Genomic DNA, 23,358 nt, shown 5'->3' with positions numbered 1-23,358 from the left:
ATTTACTTCTCCCAATCGTTTTCTTTCAGATTTGAGTAGATATATACAGCAGCAGATACTGAGCAGATTAGGAACATGATCACAGACAACGCCGCAGACCGGTTATAGTCCATGTATCTGTTAAACTGATCATACAAGGAGATGCCCAGCATCTTCGGTGCGTTCCCTCCCATCAGGTAAGGGGTGGTAAAGGAACTCACGTTGGACATGAACACAAAAGTAGCTGCTACCACCACATCCTTTAAAGACAAGGGAAGGATCATATTCCAAAAAATTCTCAGTTTGCCAGCACCCACATCGCTGGCTGCCTCGATAATGGAATCGGGGATTCCGCTAAGGCCCGCTGCAATCATCATAGCAGCAAATGGAATATTGAACCACAGATTCATGGTGATAATTCCACTAGCGTGATACATCATTCCCATATTGATATCCACACCGAGAAGCTGTCCAATCCGGTTAATCAGGCCACTATCACGGATAATAGTAATCATGGCGTACACAGCACACATGGACGGCACAAAGCGGGGCAGAAGGTACAGCATACCAATCGTTTTGGAAATTCTTGATTTTATGAATCTCAGATACAATGCCAGCAGATAAGCTACCGCAATAGCAGTCACCACTGTCACTGCCACAATATAAAGGGTATACATCAAGTTATTTCTCTGAGCCTTGTCCGTAAAGAAATAGGTGTAATTGGCCAAGGTAAAATCTCCTGTCTCACTGTTCTGAAAGCTTTGAATCACGGCAGTCACAATCGGGTAGGCCACCGTCAGTATCACCACCAGGAATGCCGGAAGAACCATCACATAAGCCATCAAATTTTTTTTCAGATTTTTACTCATATATCAATCCTTTCCTGAATTATCCCAGTGTTCCAATCTCGCTGTCCCAGCGGGCATTGAAATCAGTTCCCAAATCTCCGATGGACATGATGCGGAAGCTGCTTACATCCAGATTCATAACATCCTCATATCCGGTCATATCCAGATTGCTTGTATCTACCAGAGGAATAGCCGCCATCTCTTTTACCAAAATCTCCTGGGCAGCGTCTGTCAGCATATAATTTATAAACACATAGGCTCCTTCCTCATTGGATCCAAACGTAGGTATTGCCAGAGACTGGAGCGAACCGGTAAATGAAGGATCAATCTGAGAAATCTTGATAGTGTCTTTCAAAGTTCCCTCTGCTCTCTGGGACAGCACCATGTCGGCCCACATAGGACAAATATCGATTTCACCCTGATTCAGCAGATCCAATGCTCCCTGGTTCTTGTTAGGGTATACAATACTTCCACCTGAAGTATACATATACGGATGCATGTCTGTCAGGAGCTGGAATCCCTTATCCCACTGTTCTTCCCAGCTGGGATCATCAGAAGTTATAGCCTCTTCAGGCAGTAAGTTGTATACAACGGTACGTGCAAAGGAATCTCCTGCTCCACCGGTTCCAGGTGCATTGTAAGCGAAACGGCCTGGATTTTCCTTCATCCAATTAACCAGCTCATCCATGGTTGCCGGCGGAGTTTCCACCACCTCGGAATCATATGCCAGAACTACAGTGGTTCCTCTGTAGGGCTGTACATAATCAGCAGCTACACTGCTCTTTCCGGATACTCTCTCCGCATTGGGAATCTTGGAATCATCCAGCTTTACAAATGCTTCCTCTCCCATCCTGGCAATTACAGCAGAAAGATCATCACCACCCAGATCTACCAGGTCATAATCCGTATCTGTCTGTTTTGCCTGATAAGCGGCAGCCAGCATATCGGTCATAGACTGAGTCCCCGTACCGCTCAGCATAAACTGCAGTTTGGCAGTATACTGATCCGCATAGTCGGAGTTATTGTTGAAATCCTCAATCAGCGCCTCATATACCTGACGTACATTATCAGAACCCGTTGCCCAGATAGTTACGGTGGATTTCTCTCCGGCTGCGGAAGCCTCGGAAGTCTCTCCCGATTTTCTAGATTCGCTGCAGCCTGCCATGCATGCTGCCAGCACACCGGCCATTGTCAGTGCCAGTAATGATTTTACTTTCAGTCTTTTCATCTCTTTCATCCTTTCTACTACAATATAAAAATACCGTTTCCTGTGCCGCTGAAATATTATGCAAATCAGGCTCTTAATGGAAACTGCGCAGACTTGCTGATAGTCAATTTCACTTTATTACCTTCCTTCTGCTGATCACCCATCTCACGATTTACATAACATTTGACTATCTCACTGCCCACCTGAACCATAAGCAGTACATAATGGCCCATCAACATAATAGTACTTACCGTTCCCTCAATTTCACCCTTTTCGTTATCCACCAGCAGATTCTCCGGCCGTACCGCGATGGTGTAATTGTCTTTCTTGATGAAGTTCATCTCTCCGATAAAGGATGCCACATGGAGAGTTGCCGGCTGATCATAGATCTCATCCGGTGTTCCCACCTGATCGAACTTCCCTTTATTCATAACCACAATTCGGTGAGAAATAGCCATAGCCTCTTCCTGGTCGTGAGTTACGAAGATTACAGTGATTCCCAGACTACTCTGGATTCTTTTCAGTTCCTCGCGCATTTGCTGACGGATTTTGGCGTCAAGTGCGGAAAAAGGTTCGTCCAGAAGCAAAAGGGCCGGTTTCAGAAGCAGGGATCTGGCAATGGCAATACGCTGCTGCTGGCCACCAGACAACTGTCCGGGATATTTTTTCTCGGTCCCGCACATGGAAACCAGCGCCAGGATCTTTCTGATATCCTCATCCATAGTTTTTTTCGGAATCTTGCGAAGCTTCAGACCGAATGCCAGATTCTCATATACAGTCATATGAGGCCACAGGTTATAGCTCTGAAAAACCATGGCAGTAGGACGGTTTTCCGGGGGCAGATTCACGATGGACTGTCCATCAATGAGAATATCGCCGGAAGTCACATCCAGAAATCCCCCAATGGTCCGGAGGATTGTGGACTTTCCACATCCGGAGGGACCCAAAAAGGTCACGATCTCGCCCTCATAAATCTTCAAGTTGATATTTTCAACGCCGTCTCCGTTATCATAATGCTTGGTCATATCTTTAATTTCCAGTTTTACTTTCCGCTTCTCTGCAGCAGTACCAGCCGCTGCGGCCTTTTCGCTGCCTGTCATCGTATTGCTCATGAATATCTTTCCTCCCAAAACTTTTCTTATTTCATCTTAAATCCACCGGCAATGGCCTCTGGTCCAATGAATTTTCTCATGAGAATAATCATCACCGCAGAGGGGATAATCAGCAAAATTGCAAATACCGCACCAATCTGAACGGCGGAACTGTCAAGCACAATTCCATACATTGCTACGGGCATGGTCTGAATTCGGGCAAGCCCCACCAACATAGTTCCCTGTGCCTCTTCCATAGACCCCAGGAAGGTATACAGCGTCGCCACCGCGATTCCCGGCATTGCCATGGGGAAGGTTACTTTAAAAAAAGTACGAATCGGGCCTGCTCCCACATCACGGGCAGCCTCTTCCTGCTGCCGGTGTACGTTGCGGAACGCGTTGGAAGGCAGCCATACCATAAACATCATGGAGTTAATCATATGGATAATAATAACGCCCGGATACGTACCCATCAGACCATATTTATAAAACAAAACTGCGATGGAAGTATAGATTCCCAGTTTCGGAAATGCATTGGTTAAAAGGAACGACAACATAAAAATTTTTCGTCCCCGATACTTAAACCTGGCAATGGAATATGCAGCCGGAATACAGAAAACCATAGAAATAATTGTGGTGGCAATGGCGACAATAAAGGACTGAATCATAGAAGATACCAGGCTCTCCTGTCCAAAAACATACCCCCACCATTCAATCCCCCACTGTTCCGGCAGGACATGCGGTACATTGTACTCATTTGCAAAAGCCAACATCAGCATGTTGAGCAGCGGACCGTAAAAAAACAGGACAAATACTGCAAGCAGGACAAATTCCAGAAATTTGCGTCTTCCCACCGCATGATAAAACCGCCGTGGATTCAACATTTTGAACATAAACTTTCTCCTCCTACACAGGCCTGAATTGAAAAACTCTTTTCAGGTCTGTGTTTCCTGTAGTTTTTAAAACAGGTAAATTCAAAAACTCCCTCAGTTCATTTGGGCGGCCTTTGAACTCACGCAGCAGAGCAGCTCCTTGGGATATCCGTAAACTATGATAACTCCCGTACTGCTCGGCAATCTAGCATATTTTTGTTAATAGCATATTAATATCAGGTAAAACGCCGATAGGTTTCCTAATATTCGGATTTTTAAAATGGTATATTCACAAAAGCCTTTTCCTGTAACTTTAGCTACCGTACTCTAAGCTGCTGCAAGATGAAAAATACATAGATGCATTTACAGAGTCACATATTCGTCAGAATGGATTTGATGCACGAAAGAGTCAATATATATGGAAAAAACGGTATAACACTGTCATGCTATACCGCTATCCTAAATTTAAAAGTATTCTTATGGAATCCCTACAAAAGGGGTTGGCAATCCTCCGGGGAGATATCTACAAAGCACAGTAACACCGGACCAGTCCGAGTAATATAATCCGCATGTAATTCCGGCACAAACTGGTAGGCATTCTTACTGTTCTATTGTAAAAGAGGAATATATCAAGTGCAACAGTTCTAAAACACTGCGGAAATATTGTTTATCTTCTTTCTTTTTCCCGTTGTACCAAATGATTTCTCCCTGCCAGCTGCTGTTTCTCCGATAATAAATGTAAATCAAATAGCTGGATTTTTCACTACTGGATCTTCCAGCTGTTCTCCTGGACTTTGTGTTCCCCGCCTCTGCCGAAACACTTTTTCTGTTTTCCTTTTGGAAATCCCGCAGCTGTTCAGGTCCATCCCACAGAAAGCTGCTCCCATCCAGTATACGGTCCATTTTTAAGACCGCATCCACCAGGCCGTTATATGCGATCTTTTTCTGCGAAGGAAAATGCTGGACCTCTCCACGCAGCTGACCATTCTTATATTCGTCTATTTTCAGGGAAAAAATCTCCATCTTTCTTTCCTCCTCCAAATACTTTTTTCTGTCAGAAAGACCAGAAGCAGTACTCGTAAAAGCACTGCTTCTGGTCAAACATAAATATCCTTTTGTTTACGCCAGTTATAATCTTTCTTTCCGCTGTTTCCGGTTATCAATACCGGCTGCCAGACAAATGCCCAAACATGAGATTCCCAGCAGACTGCCAAATAAGAACAGATGCGTGGTGTCTCCTGTCTTGACTGTATCTGCAGGCTGCTTCACCGCTGGTTTCCGAGGGGAATCCTGTTTTGGCGGCTTAGGAACCGCATCATACGTATTCTGAAATACGATATCCCGTTTTTCTCCTGTCATCCCGGCATCCGTATGTGCTGCCACTGCCGCTTCCAATCCGCCGTCTTCCGCGTTTGTCACAGTCACTCTTACATAATAAACGGTTTCATCGTAATGTCCCCGTTTATGGCTGCCGGCCTGCTGGCTGACCTTATAGCCGTATATGCCTGGGCTGCTGTAAGAAATAGCGGGAAAGGCGGATGTCCCCTCCCCTGTAATCTTTAATGTATCATCCTTTGGCACAGGAGCCTGGTCCAATGCCGAAAGTTTCACCGTATAGGTTTCATCCTGTGCAGGTATCTCACCAGACAGTTCCACACTGACAGGTATCTTTACTTCTGCATTTCCGGCTCCAAAAGCTGAAACCGGAAAAACTGTCAGACACAGAACTATAAGCATGAGCACTGCAGGAAATCTTCTGATCTTCGTTTTCATCTCCTCCTTACACTTCTGGTCCATATGGTGCCATAACCGCCAAAAGGACGGTCCTCGCTTCGGTAAACTCCGAAGAGCAGGTTGACATCGCCAGGATCTGTGAGAACTCTTTTGTGGAGCCAATCTGCTCCATAGTATCCGTATGGACATGCATGGCATTCTTTTTCACAAACTCGATCAGCCCACTGTTATCCGTCTTCCACCGCTGCGGTGTAAAGATTGCCTCCTCCGATGCTTTCACACGCAGGCAGGCAAATATCTTCAGCTTGTATGTACGGTCCGGGAGCATAAGCTCCCCGGTGGTGTTCTGGTCAAAAAACACCTGGTCTTCATACAGATCCAGATCACCAAGCATCTTATGATCCGCCATATGATGCCCGTACAGCAGGGCATACGGTTCCCGGAACTCATTGTCACATCCGGAATCCAGGAAAATACTCCCCGCCATTGCAAAGTTCCCATACACATCCGTATTAATATAACTGAGATTATCTTTCCCCTGAAGGATCGGTTGATCGATGTTTGTATGATCCAGTGTCAGCCATGCACACACATCCGGATTGACCGCCCGCAGTTCCTCAAAAGAAGCACCCCCATCTTCCGCAGTATCTGGTTTCAGCTTTAGCAGTTCAGACTGTACGTCATCCACGGCAGCATATATCTGCGCATTATCCCATAATGCATATCCGGAATAAAGCCCCGCAATAACCAGGAAAAAAATCACTGCTGCACGGACCATGACATCTGCCGTTTTCAAAAATACTTTTGAGGCTTTCATGCAGCCCTCCCTGCCTTTACCATGCTTTCATTAATCACTGATCCTGCGCTTTCTGATCACCATGATAACTGCCAGTGCCAGTGCTCCGGCAAATACTAAGATGTAAGGAAGGCTGTCCAGTTTGATTCCGGTATCGATATCGCCTTCTTTTGTGTTCGTAAATGCTGCTGTTGCTTCTGCACTACTGATGCTTCCGCTATCACCAGTCTTTTCAGTTGTGTAGCCTTCTGCTGCTGTCTCTTCCACTGTATAAGTTACTCCATAAGGCAGATTTGAAATACTGATGGTATCTCCATGTTTCAGATGGAAAACAGCAGGTTCTCCAACTTTTACCGTTGTCGGATTTTCTTCGTAAGAACCGCCTGTCACTGCATAAGAATCTGCATAATTTTTATCCTGTTCGCCTGTTAAGGTAACCTTGAAGGTAAAGTATTTATCCCGATCACCTAAGTTACCGGTCACTGTTTTGCTCACTTTTAAGGTACCAGCAGAATAGATGTTGGTGATCTCGTCAGATTTATCCGAGCCCTCATCTTCTGTATGTACGCCGGCGACCCTTAATTTTCCGTCCTCTCCCTGGATAACGGTTACGACCAGTTTGATATCTTTGCTGTAGTATGTAACACCAGCAGTCTTATTATCTGTTTCTTTCAGTGTGTAGGTATAGACACCGACTCTTTCATACACCGGAAGATTCACAGTGATTTCTGCGGTTGCACCCTCTTCTGTTGCAACACCTTCTGCAAATACTGCTCCTGTGACGGCTCCAAGTGCCGGAGCGCTGGCAGCTTCCCCATCTGTTACTACACCATCGCCCTGCTGGGTCAATGTGAAGGTTTCTGCTGGTGATATTGTCCCCTCATTGGCAGCTACATATTTTTTTGTAATCGTTACACTTGTTGCATCTGTGTTTGCAGGATCTTCTTCTGCTGCAAAAGCAGTCGTGCCCATACAGAGCATTGTCACTGTTGTAAGAAGAACTGCAAATAATTTTTTTGTCCTTTTCATAAAAAAGTACCTCCATATAAAATTTTTAATCTATATAAGCGTTTTCCGCCTATATACCACTTTAGGCTTATAGCGCCCGTCTGCGGAGGATTGTAATCACTTTCGCTTTCACATCCCCCAGTTTCACACAGCCATGATCACGGCTGTCTTCAGCCTGCGTCCGGTAGTCTCCTAAAACAAAAACGCAGCCCTTAGGAACCGTATAGGGATACTCCATCCCCTCCTTTGCATAGGTCGGGAAAAGGATCTCATTGCCCTGGACAGTCCCATTAACAAGCAGCGAGCCTGTGTCATCTAATGTGATCACATCGTTCTCTTTACCAAGGATCCGGGCGACTCTCTGCCGCCCTTCTGTCTCATAGATAACGATATCATTTTTTGATAATTCTTTTTGTAAACGGAATCCAATCAGAAGGTCTCCGTCCTTCACTGCCGGAAACATATCATTCCCCGAAGCCTGGGTGGCCAAAAACACCTGCGTAAACAGTAAAAAGCCGGTCACTGCTATTGCCAGAACCTGTCCTGACAGTCTGGCATAGCCTTTCCTTATTTCTGCCTGCTCCCGCCGTTTCCGGATGACCTGCGAGCATTCAGATGTCTGTTCGGTATGCATCATCCCTGCTCCTTTCTTCCTGATTCAGTATTCTGTTTATTCTTCTCGGAAATGAGTTCTGCCAATTGCTGTTTATATTTGCGAATCAGAGCATTACAATTTTTTGTATGCTCACGGAGCAATACATCATACCTTGTCCGCTCCGCACTGATGGCAGCTTCGTAGAGTTTATTTAATTCCTCCAGCTTTTTCCAAATCTGTGCCTCATCCACTCCGCCGATCAGGACTTTCCGAAATTTTACGGTCCGAAACCACTGTATAAGTTTCTCATGCTCACGGTTCACCGCCCGTCTATTTATATCGGTTTCTGTGCCGGTCTCCGGCAGAGTATGCTCTGTTTTCGCACTGCGGTTCTGTCTTTTTTGTTGTTTCATTATACGCTTTCCAGTCACTGCCCCTCCAACATTTTAAATGTAACGCCTTTTGCATTTACGGAAGATCAATACAGCCGTACCTGCAATGACAAGAGCGAATATCAGAATATATGGCAGGGAGTCCATATATACTCCGGTATCCGGAATAGCCTCTTTGTGATTGGTAACCGTGATCATGTTGTCATCTTTATTGATTGTAATAGCCATACTCTTGACAGCATTCTCTTTATTCCCGGACACTGAGACAGTGGATGCTCCATATTGGGCAGTGGTCACATACCCCTCTGCATTAGTCTCTGTCAATGTCAATTCCCCACTCACAGGAATACCAGCGATGGTATATGTCCCATCATTCTTCAGAGTGAACGAACCCGTCTTAACACCGGATGCATTGGTATAACTGTAAGTAAAGTTAAAGTCTTTCTGCACATCCCCCAATCCACCGGTTACTACTTTTTTAATAGTGATATCCCGTGTGGAAGGTGTATATGTATTTGTGATACTGATTTCCGGATTACTTGCCTGGGAGATAGAATACCCTAATGTCGCAACATGCTGCCAGTTACTTGTATTACCAATGATGACTTCACCGCTATCGGCGTCATAAGTAATGGTAGCTCCGTTGAGTTCAAACCCTTGCCCACTCTGGTTCTGTTCTGCAATGCTGTAAAAGTATACAGGGTTTTTCCACGGACCATTTATTTTGGTAACCTCCTCTGCAACTGCAGCTCTTTGTGATGCCGGCAGGGACTCTTTTGAAATAACAGCAACCCCGCCCTGTGTAAGTGTTGCAGCAAACAGAACATTTTGATCTCCTTCAATTTTTACCGGCCAATTAGTATGGCTGCATGTTGTCTCATGGTTTTTCACTCTAATTCCTATTTCTGCTGCCTTAACCTCAACGCTGCCTTCTCCGGTTTTTACCACATTATAATCAGAAATATTTTCGTTCTGTTCACTAACCGTATAGATGCCCGTGCCTACTCCCGTAACCTTCCAACGCCAGGTTACAGTTCCATCCTCACCCACGGTCTCCGTCCATGAATCTGTATTTTTAGTCAGCACGTACTCAGCAGTACCTGATGCTACAGTGATCTGGAAATTATCTGGAATCTGGTCTTTTTTAATTCCGACAAACTTCTTCTCAACCACTATAAAGTTGGGATCTTCCTCCGCAGATTCAGACTGTAAAACAGAAACCGATTTTTGAAGCAAAAGATCCGCAGATTCTAATGGTTCTTCCTCTTCAATCCCTTCCTCATCTAACGATGATGTATCCTGTACCTCCTGCCACCTTGCATACAGGTTTACAGCTGCGGTCTCGGTCACCCTTTTCTGGGAGAAGTCCGTGAATTTTTCGCCGTCCGTCTCAGAGTTGTACCAACCATCAAAAATACTGCCGTCCTTTTCCGGAGCGGCAGGTTCTGACAGCGCCTCCCCGTCTTGGATAATCTGACTGTCGTACAGCTCTCCTTCCGCATAAAAATTGTAGGTAATTGCCGGTGCAGGCTGCTGCACCATATTACCATCCATATCATCCGTATCATTGCCCACACTTGCAGCAAAAACGGGAACGGAAACGCTGCAGACCATTAACAAAGCGATGCAAATTGAGAAAATCCGCTTTAGTAATCTGCATTTCCCAGATGAATAATGATGATTCATACCCTAACCTCCTTATTTGTGTCTGCATATGGCAGCTATAAAGCCGGGCACTTGCTTACACATAAATTTCCAACTATTGTGCCAGTATTATCATTTTATTTTTGGCAATCATATAATTAGGATGTTGCATAATGCTCTTTCGCAGAGCTCAATATTCTGCGAGAGATACGCTGTTTTGCGGGATTTTCTAATCTTTTTGTAACCTTTGACGGCTCTTTTTGACGGCGTATGGATTTATATCCCATTCAGCTTTTCCATATTTTCACGTTTGAGTCTCAAAGAGGAATGAACATAACGCTCCAGTGTGATTCGTGGGTTGGAATGACCAAGGATCTCGGACAGACTTTTTAGTTCAAAACCAACCTCCACACAGCGTGTCGCAAAGCTGTGGCGCAGCGTGTGGAAATGTACTCCGCTGAGGCCGCATTCTCTTGTATAATGCGCCATACGGTATTGCAAAGTCCGGGGCTCCATATAACGGCCTTTCTCCCCGGTCAGGATATAAGCCGCCGGATTTTGCGCCTCCCATATTTTACAAAGAGCTGCAAGATCCTGATTTAATGGGATGATCCGTACAGATGCTCCGCTTTTCGGACGGTCGATCACGATCGCTGTTTTTCTGCCCTGTGTATCTTCCGGCTGTTTTAAACGCTGCATGGTCCTGCTTACCCGTAGCGTATGCTCCTTGAGAGAAAGATCCTGCCAGGTCAGAGCACAAAGCTCTCCGATCCTTAGTCCTGTATATAATGCCAAAAACACACCAAATTTACAGGTATCCATACCATTCAGCAAATAGTTTTTAAAGCGCTGCTGTTCATCATAAGACAAGACCCGCATTTCTTTTATGTTTTCCTTCGGATATACGATGTTCGGGGATTTGATGGAGCTATTCTGTTTTTGAGCATAATCTAACACAGAATGGATGACCACCAGGATATCTTTTACTGTTTTGGGAGCAAGTTTCTTTCTGTGGAACAATTCGTGGCTGAACCTTTCAATCTGGACTTCTGTAAAAGTTTCTGCCAACTGCCTCCCCAGTTGGGGCTTGATATGATTTTCCAGCATATTTTCATATTTTACTAAAGTAGATTTTTTTACCTTGCTCCGTTTTAATAAAAGCCATTCATCGCAATAGTATGAAAAGACTTTTTTTCCGTCTTGTTCCACTGCGGGCCGGCGTTCAATGAGTCCCATCTTGGCTTTGGTGACTTTTTCTTTCGCTTCACTGTAAGTCTTTCCGTAACAATATCCGTAATGAGGCCTGCCATCCAGAGCATCCTTCTTCAAATACCGTGCTTCCCACCTCCCATCCTTTCTTTTGTAAATGTTCTCTCCTTTTCTGCTCATGAAAAAAACCTCCTTTGAAACGTTCCTTCATTGCCTAACATAAAAATCCTCTGCAGACTGTCAAGTTTGACGGCATCTTTGACGGCGTTAAAGCTCTCCTGTACCGACTATTTGGAAAAAAAAAGTGAAAACACCTTTCTGAAGGCTAAAAAAATGGCTAGTTTCCGAAAAAAGCTCTCAAAAATGAAAATTATACCTTGAGAATTACGATTTTTTGTGTTATTCTAAAAGCATGGAGTATTGAGCTCTGCGAAATAGAGAATATATTTTTTTACACAAAGCAGGCAGATAAGAAAGAATCTATCTGCCTTTGATTCGGGAAGGTTGCCCCTAATAGATTACTGAGACGATTTGAACTCAGATCCCATCATAAAATTACTACAGATACCACACAGTTTCAATATTACGACATAGATCCCAAAGGCCGTATGAACATCAAAAAGTGTTTGAAAATTGCTTTCGGCAAGCTGTGCGTCACAATATAAGGTCCTTCTATGATAAAATGAAAATCATAGGAGGACTCTTTATAATGGCAAGACAAAAGAAACCCGTACACAGAGTGCAAATGACGGAAGGAAAACGGAACATTATTCATCAGTTTTTGGAGGAATACGATATCCAAACGACTGCCGTTTATGTCATGACAAAAGGATATGCAAAAACAGGCAGGCATATCCAAACATATCAGGATATGCCCGCCCGTTCGCAGCAGTGATTCAGTTTTTTTCTCGTTTTTGCCTCATTGCTGATTCTAATGAGTGCTAAATAAAGCGGCTCTCAAAAAAGAACCGCCTCTTCCTTTTTTACTTTGTCTCAATCGCCTTCTGTAATCTCAATTTTTCATTTGCCTTTTCTACATTTAATTGTGTTAATAGAAGAGCAACCAGGATATTGATCAACATTGGCAGCCACAGATACATAAAGTGAAGCATATTGATGCAAGACTGTGACTGAACTGCCAGCTGTCCATTAAATCCACCGAAGTCCAAAAGCCATCCAACGATCGCTGTTCCAAATCCACTACCAATTTTTAATCCCATAGATGTGCAGGAAAACATAGTTCCATCGATTCTCTTACCGTACTGCAGGAATGTATGCTCAGAACATTCAGCAACTAATGCATTTAAGTTGCCCTGCCAGGGAGCCATGCCAATTGCACCGATTGCAGTACCTGCTAACATAAGCGGAACATTTCCCATATAACCAGCAACAATTACAATTCCACGTCCTGCAGCTGCTATGAGATATCCAGAGAAGTTTAGTTTATAATATCCTTTGAATTTGGCAACCAAAGCCGGCAGGAATGCAAGACCAATGATCAATGCCAAGTTAATGGCACCGGAGAATGTCCCCAAAAGTTCTGCTTTTCCAAGTACATATGTCATGTAATAGATTCCCATGTTAATGATTGCTGAATAAGTCTGACGAAGAATATCTACTACAAGGATTACCAGGTAATATTTATTGTGAATCAACATTTTGATAGATTCGATCAGGCTGTATTTTTCTTCTGCTGTTTCTGTATCTCCATTACTGCGTTTTTCTTCTGGAAGTTCTTTTACAGAAAATACAGTAATTGTATTGGAAATCAGACCGATGATAGCATAGATGATTGCGATAGTTCTCCAACCAGAAGCTCCGCCGCCAAGTTTTTCAACAAGACCCACGGTAACTGTCTGAATGATAAAACTTGTTCCAAATGCGAACATGAAACGGATAGATCCCATCTGTACACGTTCTTTTCCATTCTTTGTAATCAGGGCTGTCAATGTAGAATATGCTATATTATTTGCTGTGTAGAATCCTGCATTTAGCAGTAAGTATGTAATAAAAAACCAGGCATACTGTGATGTCTTACCCATGGTAGTGGGTACGGAAAATGCTGCGATTAACGTGATAGCACAACCCAAATATGCCCCGAGCATCCAAGGTCTTGCCTTACCCATTTTCGTATGTGTCTTATCAATCATGGAACCAAATATAACATCTGAAATACCGTCCAATACTTTTGATGCTGCAATCAGCGAACCGATCACACCAGCATTCAATCCTACCGTATTGGTCAGATAAATCATAATAAAAGATGACAGGAATGCAAACACCACATTACCTGCAATATCTCCAGAACCATAGCCCACTTTGTTATACCATTTTAAATATTTCTTTTCCTCCATCGTATCCTCTCCTTCTCCCTCTAACATTTCTTTCTGACTGCTGATTCCATTGGAAGTCCTGTATCATAATCCAGCTGTCTTGGTTCATACTCTTCATTCTCTCTCTGCCTTGTATAACCTTCATTCTCCCAATTCGGTACAAAATCTTTTCGCCATGGCCGCAGACTCCACTGATACCCCCTGTACAGGTCTCTTGTGTTGTTCATATGTGCAATCAGCTTATCATGCATTGCATTCCTGACTTCTGTATAACTTTCATCGTTGATTAGGTTATTCATCTCATATGGATCTTTCTCCAGATCATAAAATTCATCACTGTCTAACAGATGAATGACCAGTTTATAACGTTTGGACATCACTGCTCTCATAATCTGCAAACCACCAAATCCATCATGATCAATCTCATATCTAGTAAATTCTGTGTATACTACATCATTGATTTCTTTGGATGGATCATAAATCTGCGGAAGCATGCTCTTTCCTTCCAGTAATTTCGGAATTGGAAGTGCAAAGTAATCCATGATCGTCGGAACAATATCAATATGGGATGCCATCGTGTCTACTACGCATCCCTTTACTCCGCCTTTGATGATCAATGGGATATTTGCCACTTCTTTGTATGCCGCTGCATTCTTTGAAAACAGCCTGTGTGCTCCTAACATATCTCCATGATCAGACGTGAATATGACCATCGCATGCGGTACTACTTCTTTAATCTTGTCCAATACCCGTCCAATCTCATAATCTACAAAAGAATTACATCCAAGGAATAAGGATAATCCATCAGAAGGCTGATTAATTTCATCTTCTGTCGCATGTAAATTCTTGCCAGACCAAAGCTGCTGCATTAATGGTTTCTTAGATAGATCATCCTGGAAATTAGGACAACTGTCAAACTTAAAACCATCGTACATATGATTGAACGGTTCTGGGCAGAGAGAAGGTCCATGAGGCTCGTCATAAGATACACTTAAGAAGAAGTCTTCATCTTTATACTCTTCCAGATATTTAATCGCACGATTTGAACAGCGGTGTGCATAAGTAAATTCTTCCGAAAAACCTTCTTTATATGCTTCTTTTGGATCTCTGGATTTCACTTTATCCTCATCACTTAATTCATTCAGATAAGTTTTCATATCATACCAGTAATTTGGATCCCAACCTTCTGGACATCGTCCATTTCCAAAATAATCCGAACCATCCAGGTGCCATTTACCAATGTAGCCACAATTAATGCCATTGTCGCACAGTCTCTGACCTACCGTTTTCACATTATCCCCCATAGCAATGCTGTTTGTTACCATGCCGTTGGTATGTGGAAACGTACCAGTGAAGATTGCACTTCTGGCTGGCCCACAGACTGGCTGGCAGGTATACGCATTCTCATAACGGATTCCTTCCTCAGCCAGGCGATCCAGATTTGGTGTCTTTATCCTTGGATTGCCATAGCATCCGACCATATCTTTTCTGGTTGTATCCGTCATCAGGAATATCAATTGTTTCTTCATGTTATATCCTCCTTCAATTTTACGTGTTATGGCCTATTCTGCTCATTCCTTGATTTTAATATAGTGCTTATATACCTGCATTTCCATATCTGATTTTGTGTTTTGCATGGACAATTCTGCTTTTCTATGCTATATTCTTCTTAACAAAAGGACATTTTTCAAAAGGAAGGAGGATTTTTATGATTAATGTTTCGGGGCATTTAAGAAATGAAAGACGTGCAACTGGATTTGCAGATGATTCAAGTCCATTATCAGTCAACTGTTGTGGTATGCAGGTTTTCAAAACAAAGGATTACTCTCAGAACCGTTCAGCGGGAAGAGTCGATTATCAGCTTATATATATTTACAAAGGTGCCGGACACTACTATATGAATAAGGAATGGCATGCTTTAGGTGCTGGAAATATCCTTCTTTTCCGTCCGCAGGAGCCTCAAACCTATTCTTATTATGCAAAGGAACATCCTGAAATATATTGGATTCATTTTACCGGTAGTAACTGTATAAATATCATCAATAAATACCAGCTACATAACTGCTATATCGGAGAACATATACTGCTAAAAACCCTTTTCCAGGAAACGATTATCGAATTGCAATTAAAAAAAGCATTTTTCGAAGATGTTGTCTTAAGTAATTTTCTTCAGATATTAGCCATCATCGCCCGCTCCCATCAAAAGATTCTCTCTCCATTGGAAAACGACTTTTCTATTGACCGACTTGTTATGCAGCTTCACCAACGCTATAAAGATAACTGGAGTGTTGAATCAATGGCGAAATATTGTAAATTAAGTGTCGGCTATTTTTCTCACATATTCAAAAAACGGATGGGCGTTGCACCAATGCGTTATCTTACTGAACTTCGAGTTGAAAAAGCCAAAGATCTAATTGCAACAAATACAATGTACCTGTCAGACATTGCACCTATGGTAGGTTTCCCCGATCCACTTTATTTCAGCCGGGTATTTAAAAAGACCACTGGAATTCCTCCAACAGAATTCCAGCAATCATTGCTAACTTCGAATACTCCCGAATGGTGGTCTGAAAAATAATCGAAGCATTTTTATTATTTTTTTACCATAGCTCCCAGTTGCATGATCAACTCATACCACTGGTCAAAAAATGTTTGATATCCTTTGCAGAAATAATTTCGATACATCCCTTCATTTTCATGTGGTTCCCGATTCCGCATGCAGCCTCCACGGCATAACCTGAAATATTTACACTTCCTGCACTCTTCATCCAGCTTAAGCGAACGATCTATAAATCCGATCTGTTCACGTTTTTCATCAATCTGCGAAAGGATATCTGCATTTAGGTTGCCAAGATAAAAATCATCCATTACATAAAAATCGCACGGATATACACTTCCATCCGCCTCTACCACATACTGCACGCCACAACTTCCTCGCTGCTCACAGGATTCAGCCATATAACCTGCCGCCAGTCCCACATAATTTTCGAACTGCCGAATATATGGATGGCATCCATTTTTTAAATCCTGATACCACAATCCAAACAGTTCTGAAAGGAACTGCCCATATTGTTCCGGCGAGATTGAATATGGTGTTTTTCCATGTCCTTCTCCATATGGATCCAAACAGGCTATATATTGCTGATAATTCCAGCCTCGTTTCTTGTAGGACTGATAGATATTGTGTATACAATCTGCAACTTTCGGAGTCACTACGGTAAGAATATTATAATCCACACCATACTTATCTAGCCGTCTTGAAGTCTCTTCTACCTTCAGAAATGTTGCATTCCCCTTCTTATCATGACGCATGGAATCATGAATTTCCTGTGTACCGTCTACTGACAATCCAACCAGAAAATGATTGTCTCTAAAATACTGGCACCATTCATCTGTAGCAGCATATCCATTTGTCTGAAAAGCATTGATGATACGTACATGGCTGCGATTATACTTCTGCTGATACCAGACTGCTTTCTGAAAGAAATCCAATCCACGCAGAGAAGGTTCTCCTCCCTGCCATGTATAACTGACAACGCCTTCTGCCTGAAGCATCGTCCTTCTGATTATATTTTTCAATGTTTCTTCTCTCATAAGTCCATAAAATTTCTTCTCTCTTTTTTTGGCCTCATCACAGTAAAAGCAATAATCACATGTCATATTGCACATTCCGGATACTGGTTTGATCATTACACTTAAATTTTTCATTCGTTTATCATCCTCCAATGAATGACACTGCCACATTCATAACTCCTGCCAGAGTATGTTCTTAATATTTCCAAGGATTCATAAAATTTCATTTTCTGTTACCAGTCCTTGCTGCGCTGCCAGATGAAGGTATTTTTTTAACTCCATCTCCTCCAGCTTCATCACCATTTCATGAAAAGGCTCCAGATTTCCATGTAAATGATGTTCTTCCAAACATTTATAATACTCCTGCCTGTTCTCATTTAGAATATTAATTGGCAGTAGCCCGCCATCCATCAGCTGATAATTCATAAGAAGTCGTGCAGTACGCCCGTTTCCATCTATAAACGGGTGGATTCTGACAAATTCAGCATGTGTCCAGGCCGCAAGCTCTGTAGTTTCTAGCACACATTTATATTCCAGATCTCTATAGAAATGTTTCATTTGAAGTATCATATCTTGAGGAGACGGCGGTTCATGCTGGCTTCCTCCTATAAATACATCTCCAATACGATAATTTCCACCCGGAAATATATTCTCTACTAAAATCTTGTGTATCTGTTTCACGATTGTCTCTGACAGAGCCTTTTTATCCTTGATGCATTGCTTTATATAACGATATGCTTTGTCATGATTTATCACCTCATAAATCTCACGTAGATCTTTGCCGCCTACGGATACTTTATCACTAAGCACCAGCTTAGTATCTAAGAGGGTAAGTGAATTACCCTCTATAGCAGTCGAATTGTGTGTATACGATATACGAAACGCTTCTTCGTAATTTTCTAAATACATGGGTTCTAATTGTTCCTGTATCTCCATAAATTTATCTTTATTATGTTTTATCTTATCGATTAAATTCATCTTGCTTTCCTCCCTAATCGTATCATATCAAATATATTTCTTTATAACAATACTATTTGCATAATAGTCATTATAATAGCCAATTTACTAACCCCTATATTCATACGTTTTATATATTAATTATTTTTAGCTTTTTACAAAATATATTAATTATATATAATATATTTAACATCTAAACAAAAAGGAAAGAAGGTGATATCTTGAATAAAAACCAAACTGCCGCTCACAAGCAGTGTGAGCGGACAGTGAATTTCGTTTACTCTTCAAATGCCGTAATAATTTCCCACAGCGGCCCCATAAGTTCTTCCGGCTGGTCCATTGCCTGTAACTGTCCAAGCACATATACAGGTTTCTTTCCTGTTTCCAGCTGGCGCACAACAGATATTATGCGTGTTTTTAGATCAAACTCAATTTCAGCTTGATTCAGAAAGTCAAAAATTCTCTGTACAATCTGATTTTCCCCTTCCGCAGCCTGGTTCATTTCTATAATAACATCCTCCGTGACATCTATCTCCGGAATTTCTATCCAAGTAAAACCTGTTTCGGCACAGTATTTACTGCTGATGCCCTTTAGTTTTCTTCCTCCAGCGAGAACTTTAGGGTCACAGCCTTCTTTCATGCCCGCAAGGCAAATTCTATATGCCCTCTTTGAAGGAAGGACCTGCAGATTTCCCTGCGCTCTGTGAATCGTCAGCCGGGCATTTTCATCCCAATGGTACTGCATTTTAGTTTTTGCCCAGCTATTTTGGTCAAATTCTGCAGCATCGGAATCATCTTCCCACAGGCAGAATTCTCCGGAGTCTCCTGCGAAAACATGAAGTTCCAGGATATCTGTATTGGTCAGTTCATTGCCCGTTTCCCTGCCGTCCAGAGGTACGATGCTACCTCTTCTTGCCAACAGAGGAATCTTATCAATTCCACGGTAAAAGTCCACGTTTCTGCCACCTTCATAAGTCACGCCTGTAAAGAAGTCAACCCATATCCCATCCGGCAGCCATGCGGCAAATTTTGCCATTCCTGTACGCTTATCCACCGGTGAAGTGATAGGGCAGACTATGAGTTCTGAACCAAAATAATATTCGTTCGGCACATGATAAGCCTCCTCCTGTAATGGATTATGATAGTACATGGGCTGTATCAAAGGCATACTTTCCTGATTAGCCCGCAGATTCATGGTGTTCAGATAGGGAATCAGTTTATGGCGCAGACGCAGATATTTTTTCATTATATTTTCTGCAATAGAATTGTATCTCCAGGGCTCTTTTCCATTAAATTCATTGCAGGTGCTGTGCAGGCGCATAATAGGTGAAAACACTCCAAACTGCAGCCAGCGCACTGCAAGTTCGTCATTTTTGATTCCCTGCATATGACCGCCGATATCGTGGCTCCACCAGCCATATCCTATATTGGATGCAGTCGCGGTAAAATAAGGTTGAAAATCAAGACTTTCCCAGGTGATCACACTGTCGCCTGAAAATCCCACAGGGTAGCGGTGGCTTCCCGGTCCTGCATATCTTGAGAAGATCAGCCCACGTTTTCCACTTCTCCTGCTATCCTCATAGTGGTAATGATTCAGCACCCACAGGGGATCTAATCCTTCGATTCCTGAATTATTTCCCTGCTGCCAGTCTATCCACCAAAAATCCACCCCCTGCTTTTCCATAGGATGATGCACATAATCAAAATATCCCTTCATAAACTTCTCGTCTCCTGGCTGGAAGGGAATCGGATCTTCCTGCTCTGCCAAAACCCCCATATAATCCGCAAAAGGTTTGTAGCAGTCTTCAAAGGCTCTTATACCATCTGCCGGATGCACATTCAGCGTGACCTTCAGCCCTTTTTCATGCAATTTATCCATGAAACGCTTTGGATCAGGAAACATGTCTAAGTTCCAGGTATATCCGGTCCAACCGGTTCCGTATTTAGGATCCACATCTGTAATGTGCCAGTCCATATCTAATACAGACACGGTAAAAGGAATTTCCTCCTGTGCAAACCGATCCATCAGTCTCAGATAACTTTCTTCCGTATATTTGTAATATCTGCTCCACCAGTTTCCAAGAGCAAACTTAGGCAGCAGCGGAACTTCCCCTGTGAGAATATGGAAATCCCTCAAACATGTGATATAGTCTCTTCCATAACCAAAGAAATATAAATCCTTCCCATCAGCGTCCTCTCTACTGGCAATCCATCCATTTTCATCCAGAAGCATGGTTCCCCCATCATCCAGCAGGCTAAAGCCCTGTGCAGATAAAATTCCCGTTTCTAAAGGTATCGCACCATCAGCCCCATCCAGCGTCCTGGCCGTTCCCTTTAAATCACAAACTGCATCTCCATAATGCCATACCGGCAGGATCCCCGGAAAATTTCCGCTAATGTTAATCTTCAGTCCCACTGAAGAAAAGGGCTTTTTATTGTATGTCAACCTCAACTTAGAAGTAACGATCTTCAGTTCACAATCTGTTTCCTCCAATCGGAACTGCGGAACCGGAAAGGTACGATTTACCACTGTCTGGGTGGCCTGATCCACAAACTTCCCGCTTTCACTGTATTCCATTCTTATCAGACAGGGGGTCAGCACCGTAAATCGGTAATGTTTACCTTGTATCACTGCCTCGTTTTTGGCCTTTATGTCTCTCATACTGTTTCCTCCAAACGTCAATATATTTCCAGATAGTGTCAAAAGAGGCTGCAAGCAACAGGAAGCTTATCTAACTTTCAGATACACAGCCGCTTCGTATGGAAGCATTTCTCTGTCTTGCAACGCTCCCCCTTTATAGTTGCTGATCAAAAGCTCCGTATTCTGATCTTTCCATTCTTCTGGTATATGGAACTTAGCTTTTTCCCCTGAAAAATTCAGAATTACAAACAGCTTTTCCCCTTCAAAGTTTCTTTCATAAATATAAAGCTGTTCGTTTTCCGGTTCATACTCTTTGAAATCCCCGTAAACGGCAACTTTATTTTCTTTTCTCATACGGATAAGCCTCTGCATATAATAGAAAACGGAATCTGCATCCGCAAGCGCTTCTTTTACGTTAATCTCCCTGTAGTTGGGATTCACCTTAAGCCACGGTTTTCCTGTGGTAAAGCCTGCATTTTCTGTATCATCCCACTGCATAGGTGTTCTTGCATTATCTCTCGCACGGTAACGAATGCCATCAAGCAGTTTTTCGGGATCAGCATTTCCGTTTACCACGCGCTCTCTCCAGCAGTTACGGATTTCCACGTCATCGTAGTCCTCAATGTCGAAAGAAACATTTGTCATTGCGATTTCTTCTCCCTGATAGATATAGGGCGTTCCCTGCATGGTCATCAACATGGTATACAGCATTTTCTGGCTCTCTTTTCGGAACTCTTTATCATTTCCTCTTCTTGAGACGGTTCTGGGCTGATCGTGGTTTGTCCAGTACAGGCTGTTCCATCCTCTACCGTCCATTGCAGTCTGCCATTTACTAAAAACTCTTTTTAATTCGGAAAGAGGAACCTCTCTATAGGCCCAACGTTCCCCATCCAGGGTATCCAGATCGTCATGCTCAAACTGGAATACCATATTCAGTTCATTTTTATCATTACCTGCATATTTTAATGCCTCTTCAAGAGAGACATCTGACATTTCTCCTACGGTCATGATGTCGTATTTAGACAGCACTTCCCTGTTCATCTCATGAAAAAATTCGTGAATGCGGGGACCGTTCTGATAATTCTCAGCCCCAATCCTTCCTTGGCGCGGCTCCCCGTCCGGCAGTCCCGGTACTTTAGAATACAGGTTTGCAACATCCATGCGGAATCCGTCGCATCCCATATCCAGCCAGAATTTCATCATATCGTAGACTTCATAGCGTACTTTTTCGTTCTCCCAATTCAAATCCGGCTGCTTTTTTGTAAATAGATGGAGATAATACTGCTCTGTTGTCTTATCAAATTCCCATGCAGGACCTGAGAAATATGAGGTCCAGTTGTTTGGCTCTTTTCCGTCTTTTGCATCCCTCCAGATATAATAATCCCGGTAAGGATTGTCTTTAGATTTCCTGGATTCTATAAACCATGGATGTTCATCTGAAGTATGATTTACTACCAGGTCCATAATCAGTTTCATTCCTCTTTCATGAATTCCCGTCAGCAGCGCCCTAAAGTCTTCCATTGTTCCAAACTCATCCATAATATCCCTGTAATCAGAGATATCATATCCATTATCATCATTTGGAGATTTATAGCAGGGCGACATCCACACAACGTCAATCCCCAGCTTCTTTAGATAATCCAGCTTACTGATAACACCCTGCAGATCTCCGATTCCGTCTCCGTTGGAATCCATAAAACTACGAGGGTAAATCTGGTATACTACAGCTTCTTTCCACCATGCTTTTTCCATAATACAAAGTCCTCCTCCAAATAAACGCTCTGACAAAACCAGATATATTTCTATTCATCATTTCATTGTAAGCCATCCTCCACCGCCGTCAGTAAATCTTTAAAATTCTGAAGCTGGTAGGCGGCCAATTCTGATTTCACAGCATCACCCATTGCTGCGCAATCCATGTTTCCGTTTACTGCCGCCTGTAGTCCTGCTACTGAATCTTCCACAACCAGACAGTCTTTTGGTTCCAGCTTCATAAAATGAGCTGCTTTGAAGAATACTTCCGGATCCGGTTTTGAATTAGATATATTGTTCCCATCAGAAACTGCATCGAAATATGCGGCCAGCCCGATTCTTTCCAGAATAAAACCCGCATTTTTACTGGATGAGCCTATAGCCAGTTTTAAACCTTTTCCTTTAAGCTGATCCAAGGTTTCCTTTACTTCCAGGCTTAAATCGGCAGGTGACATTTTTCTAAGGAGTTCCTTGTAGAAGGTATTTTTTTCTTCTGCATACTTCACTTTTTCTTCCCAGGTGAGAGTCTTATGGTATTTTTCCAAAACAATGTCCAGACTCTCCATACGGCTTATCCCTCTTAGTCTGTTGTTAATGGTTTCATCAAAGTAAATTCCAAGTTTATTTGCCAGCCTTTTCCATGCTTGGTAATGATAATCATCAGTATGACAGATTACACCGTCCAGATCAAAAATGACGCCTTGATATTTCATAGTTATGTCTCTCC

21 protein-coding genes are annotated in these 23,358 nt (G+C 42.7%); 2 read left to right on the top strand and 19 right to left on the bottom strand.

Annotated features, from left to right (window positions below; genetic code table 11):
* Positions 1-2 precede the first annotated feature (2 nt).
* The 12 genes from LC508_RS01925 to LC508_RS01870 form a co-directional block, all read right to left on the bottom strand.
* On the bottom strand, positions 3-848 hold the full coding sequence (locus LC508_RS01925) for an ABC transporter permease (protein ID WP_103731348.1): 846 nt from the start codon (positions 846-848) through the stop codon (positions 3-5).
* Between the two features lie 19 nt (positions 849-867).
* Positions 868-2,055 carry an extracellular solute-binding protein gene (locus tag LC508_RS01920; RefSeq protein WP_103731347.1) on the bottom strand — a complete coding sequence of 396 codons (1,188 nt, stop codon included), beginning with the start codon at positions 2,053-2,055 and terminating at the stop codon, positions 868-870.
* 65 nt (positions 2,056-2,120) lie between these two features.
* On the bottom strand, positions 2,121-3,146 hold the full coding sequence (locus LC508_RS01915; RefSeq protein WP_199687338.1) for an ABC transporter ATP-binding protein: 1,026 nt from the start codon (positions 3,144-3,146) through the stop codon (positions 2,121-2,123).
* Positions 3,147-3,172: 26 nt separating this feature from the next.
* Positions 3,173-4,018, bottom strand: coding sequence for an ABC transporter permease (locus LC508_RS01910; RefSeq protein ID WP_103731346.1), 846 nt, complete (start codon positions 4,016-4,018; stop codon positions 3,173-3,175).
* 579 nt (positions 4,019-4,597) lie between these two features.
* Positions 4,598-5,020, bottom strand: a complete 423-nt coding sequence (locus LC508_RS01905; RefSeq protein ID WP_146051669.1) for a hypothetical protein — start codon at positions 5,018-5,020, stop codon at positions 4,598-4,600.
* A gap of 105 nt (positions 5,021-5,125) precedes the next feature.
* Positions 5,126-5,770 carry a Spy0128 family protein gene (locus LC508_RS01900; protein ID WP_158587359.1) on the bottom strand — a complete coding sequence of 215 codons (645 nt, stop codon included), beginning with the start codon at positions 5,768-5,770 and terminating at the stop codon, positions 5,126-5,128.
* A gap of 7 nt (positions 5,771-5,777) precedes the next feature.
* Positions 5,778-6,548 carry a class B sortase gene (gene srtB / locus LC508_RS01895; protein ID WP_103731345.1) on the bottom strand — a complete coding sequence of 257 codons (771 nt, stop codon included), beginning with the start codon at positions 6,546-6,548 and terminating at the stop codon, positions 5,778-5,780.
* A 30-nt stretch (positions 6,549-6,578) separates the two neighbouring features.
* Positions 6,579-7,556, bottom strand: coding sequence for a DUF7601 domain-containing protein (locus tag LC508_RS01890; RefSeq protein ID WP_054352430.1), 978 nt, complete (start codon positions 7,554-7,556; stop codon positions 6,579-6,581).
* A 67-nt stretch (positions 7,557-7,623) separates the two neighbouring features.
* On the bottom strand, positions 7,624-8,172 hold the full coding sequence (gene lepB / locus LC508_RS01885; RefSeq protein ID WP_054352429.1) for a signal peptidase I: 549 nt from the start codon (positions 8,170-8,172) through the stop codon (positions 7,624-7,626).
* Positions 8,169-8,543 carry a hypothetical protein gene (locus LC508_RS01880; RefSeq protein WP_054352428.1) on the bottom strand — a complete coding sequence of 125 codons (375 nt, stop codon included), beginning with the start codon at positions 8,541-8,543 and terminating at the stop codon, positions 8,169-8,171. The genes lepB and LC508_RS01880 overlap by 4 nt, the downstream gene beginning before the upstream one ends.
* 33 nt (positions 8,544-8,576) lie before the next feature.
* Positions 8,577-10,208 (bottom strand): InlB B-repeat-containing protein, encoded by a 1,632-nt coding sequence (locus LC508_RS01875; RefSeq protein WP_103731343.1) that lies wholly within the window; start codon positions 10,206-10,208, stop codon positions 8,577-8,579.
* 234 nt (positions 10,209-10,442) lie between these two features.
* The gene (locus LC508_RS01870; protein ID WP_103731342.1) at positions 10,443-11,555 is read right to left on the bottom strand and encodes a tyrosine-type recombinase/integrase; all 1,113 of its coding nucleotides are present in this window, start codon (positions 11,553-11,555) and stop codon (positions 10,443-10,445) included.
* A 529-nt stretch (positions 11,556-12,084) separates the two neighbouring features.
* On the opposite strand from LC508_RS01870, the gene LC508_RS01865 reads away from it, so the two are divergent.
* Positions 12,085-12,270, top strand: coding sequence for a hypothetical protein (locus tag LC508_RS01865; protein ID WP_054352425.1), 186 nt, complete (start codon positions 12,085-12,087; stop codon positions 12,268-12,270).
* An 88-nt stretch (positions 12,271-12,358) separates the two neighbouring features.
* On the opposite strand, the gene LC508_RS01860 is transcribed toward LC508_RS01865, so the two are convergent.
* Positions 12,359-13,729 (bottom strand): MFS transporter, encoded by a 1,371-nt coding sequence (locus tag LC508_RS01860; RefSeq protein WP_054352489.1) that lies wholly within the window; start codon positions 13,727-13,729, stop codon positions 12,359-12,361.
* 20 nt (positions 13,730-13,749) lie between these two features.
* Positions 13,750-15,237 (bottom strand): sulfatase-like hydrolase/transferase, encoded by a 1,488-nt coding sequence (locus LC508_RS01855; RefSeq protein WP_054352424.1) that lies wholly within the window; start codon positions 15,235-15,237, stop codon positions 13,750-13,752.
* A 179-nt stretch (positions 15,238-15,416) separates the two neighbouring features.
* Here LC508_RS01855 and LC508_RS01850 point away from each other — a divergent pair, with 179 nt between their 5' ends.
* A complete protein-coding gene (locus LC508_RS01850; protein ID WP_054352423.1) occupies positions 15,417-16,286 on the top strand; it encodes an AraC family transcriptional regulator in 870 nt (289 codons plus the stop codon).
* Between the two features lie 14 nt (positions 16,287-16,300).
* On the opposite strand, the gene LC508_RS01845 is transcribed toward LC508_RS01850, so the two are convergent.
* From LC508_RS01845 to pgmB, 5 genes are all read right to left on the bottom strand, one after another.
* Positions 16,301-17,416, bottom strand: coding sequence for an anaerobic sulfatase maturase (locus LC508_RS01845; RefSeq protein ID WP_118594136.1), 1,116 nt, complete (start codon positions 17,414-17,416; stop codon positions 16,301-16,303).
* Positions 17,417-17,494: 78 nt separating this feature from the next.
* A complete protein-coding gene (locus LC508_RS01840; protein ID WP_103731340.1) occupies positions 17,495-18,259 on the bottom strand; it encodes a Fic family protein in 765 nt (254 codons plus the stop codon).
* Positions 18,260-18,515: 256 nt separating this feature from the next.
* Entirely contained in the window at positions 18,516-20,900 is a 2,385-nt protein-coding gene (locus LC508_RS01835) for a glycoside hydrolase family 31 protein (RefSeq protein WP_103732272.1), read from the bottom strand.
* 66 nt (positions 20,901-20,966) lie between these two features.
* Positions 20,967-22,631, bottom strand: coding sequence for a glycoside hydrolase family 13 protein (locus LC508_RS01830; protein WP_103732271.1), 1,665 nt, complete (start codon positions 22,629-22,631; stop codon positions 20,967-20,969).
* 62 nt (positions 22,632-22,693) lie between these two features.
* Positions 22,694-23,344, bottom strand: a complete 651-nt coding sequence (gene pgmB, locus LC508_RS01825) for a beta-phosphoglucomutase (RefSeq protein WP_054352422.1) — start codon at positions 23,342-23,344, stop codon at positions 22,694-22,696.
* Positions 23,345-23,358 lie beyond the last annotated feature (14 nt).

The organism is Blautia parvula (assembly GCF_020215665.1).
GTDB lineage: Bacteria > Bacillota > Clostridia > Lachnospirales > Lachnospiraceae > Blautia > Blautia celeris.
This window is presented reverse-complemented; position numbering and strand designations above follow the sequence as displayed.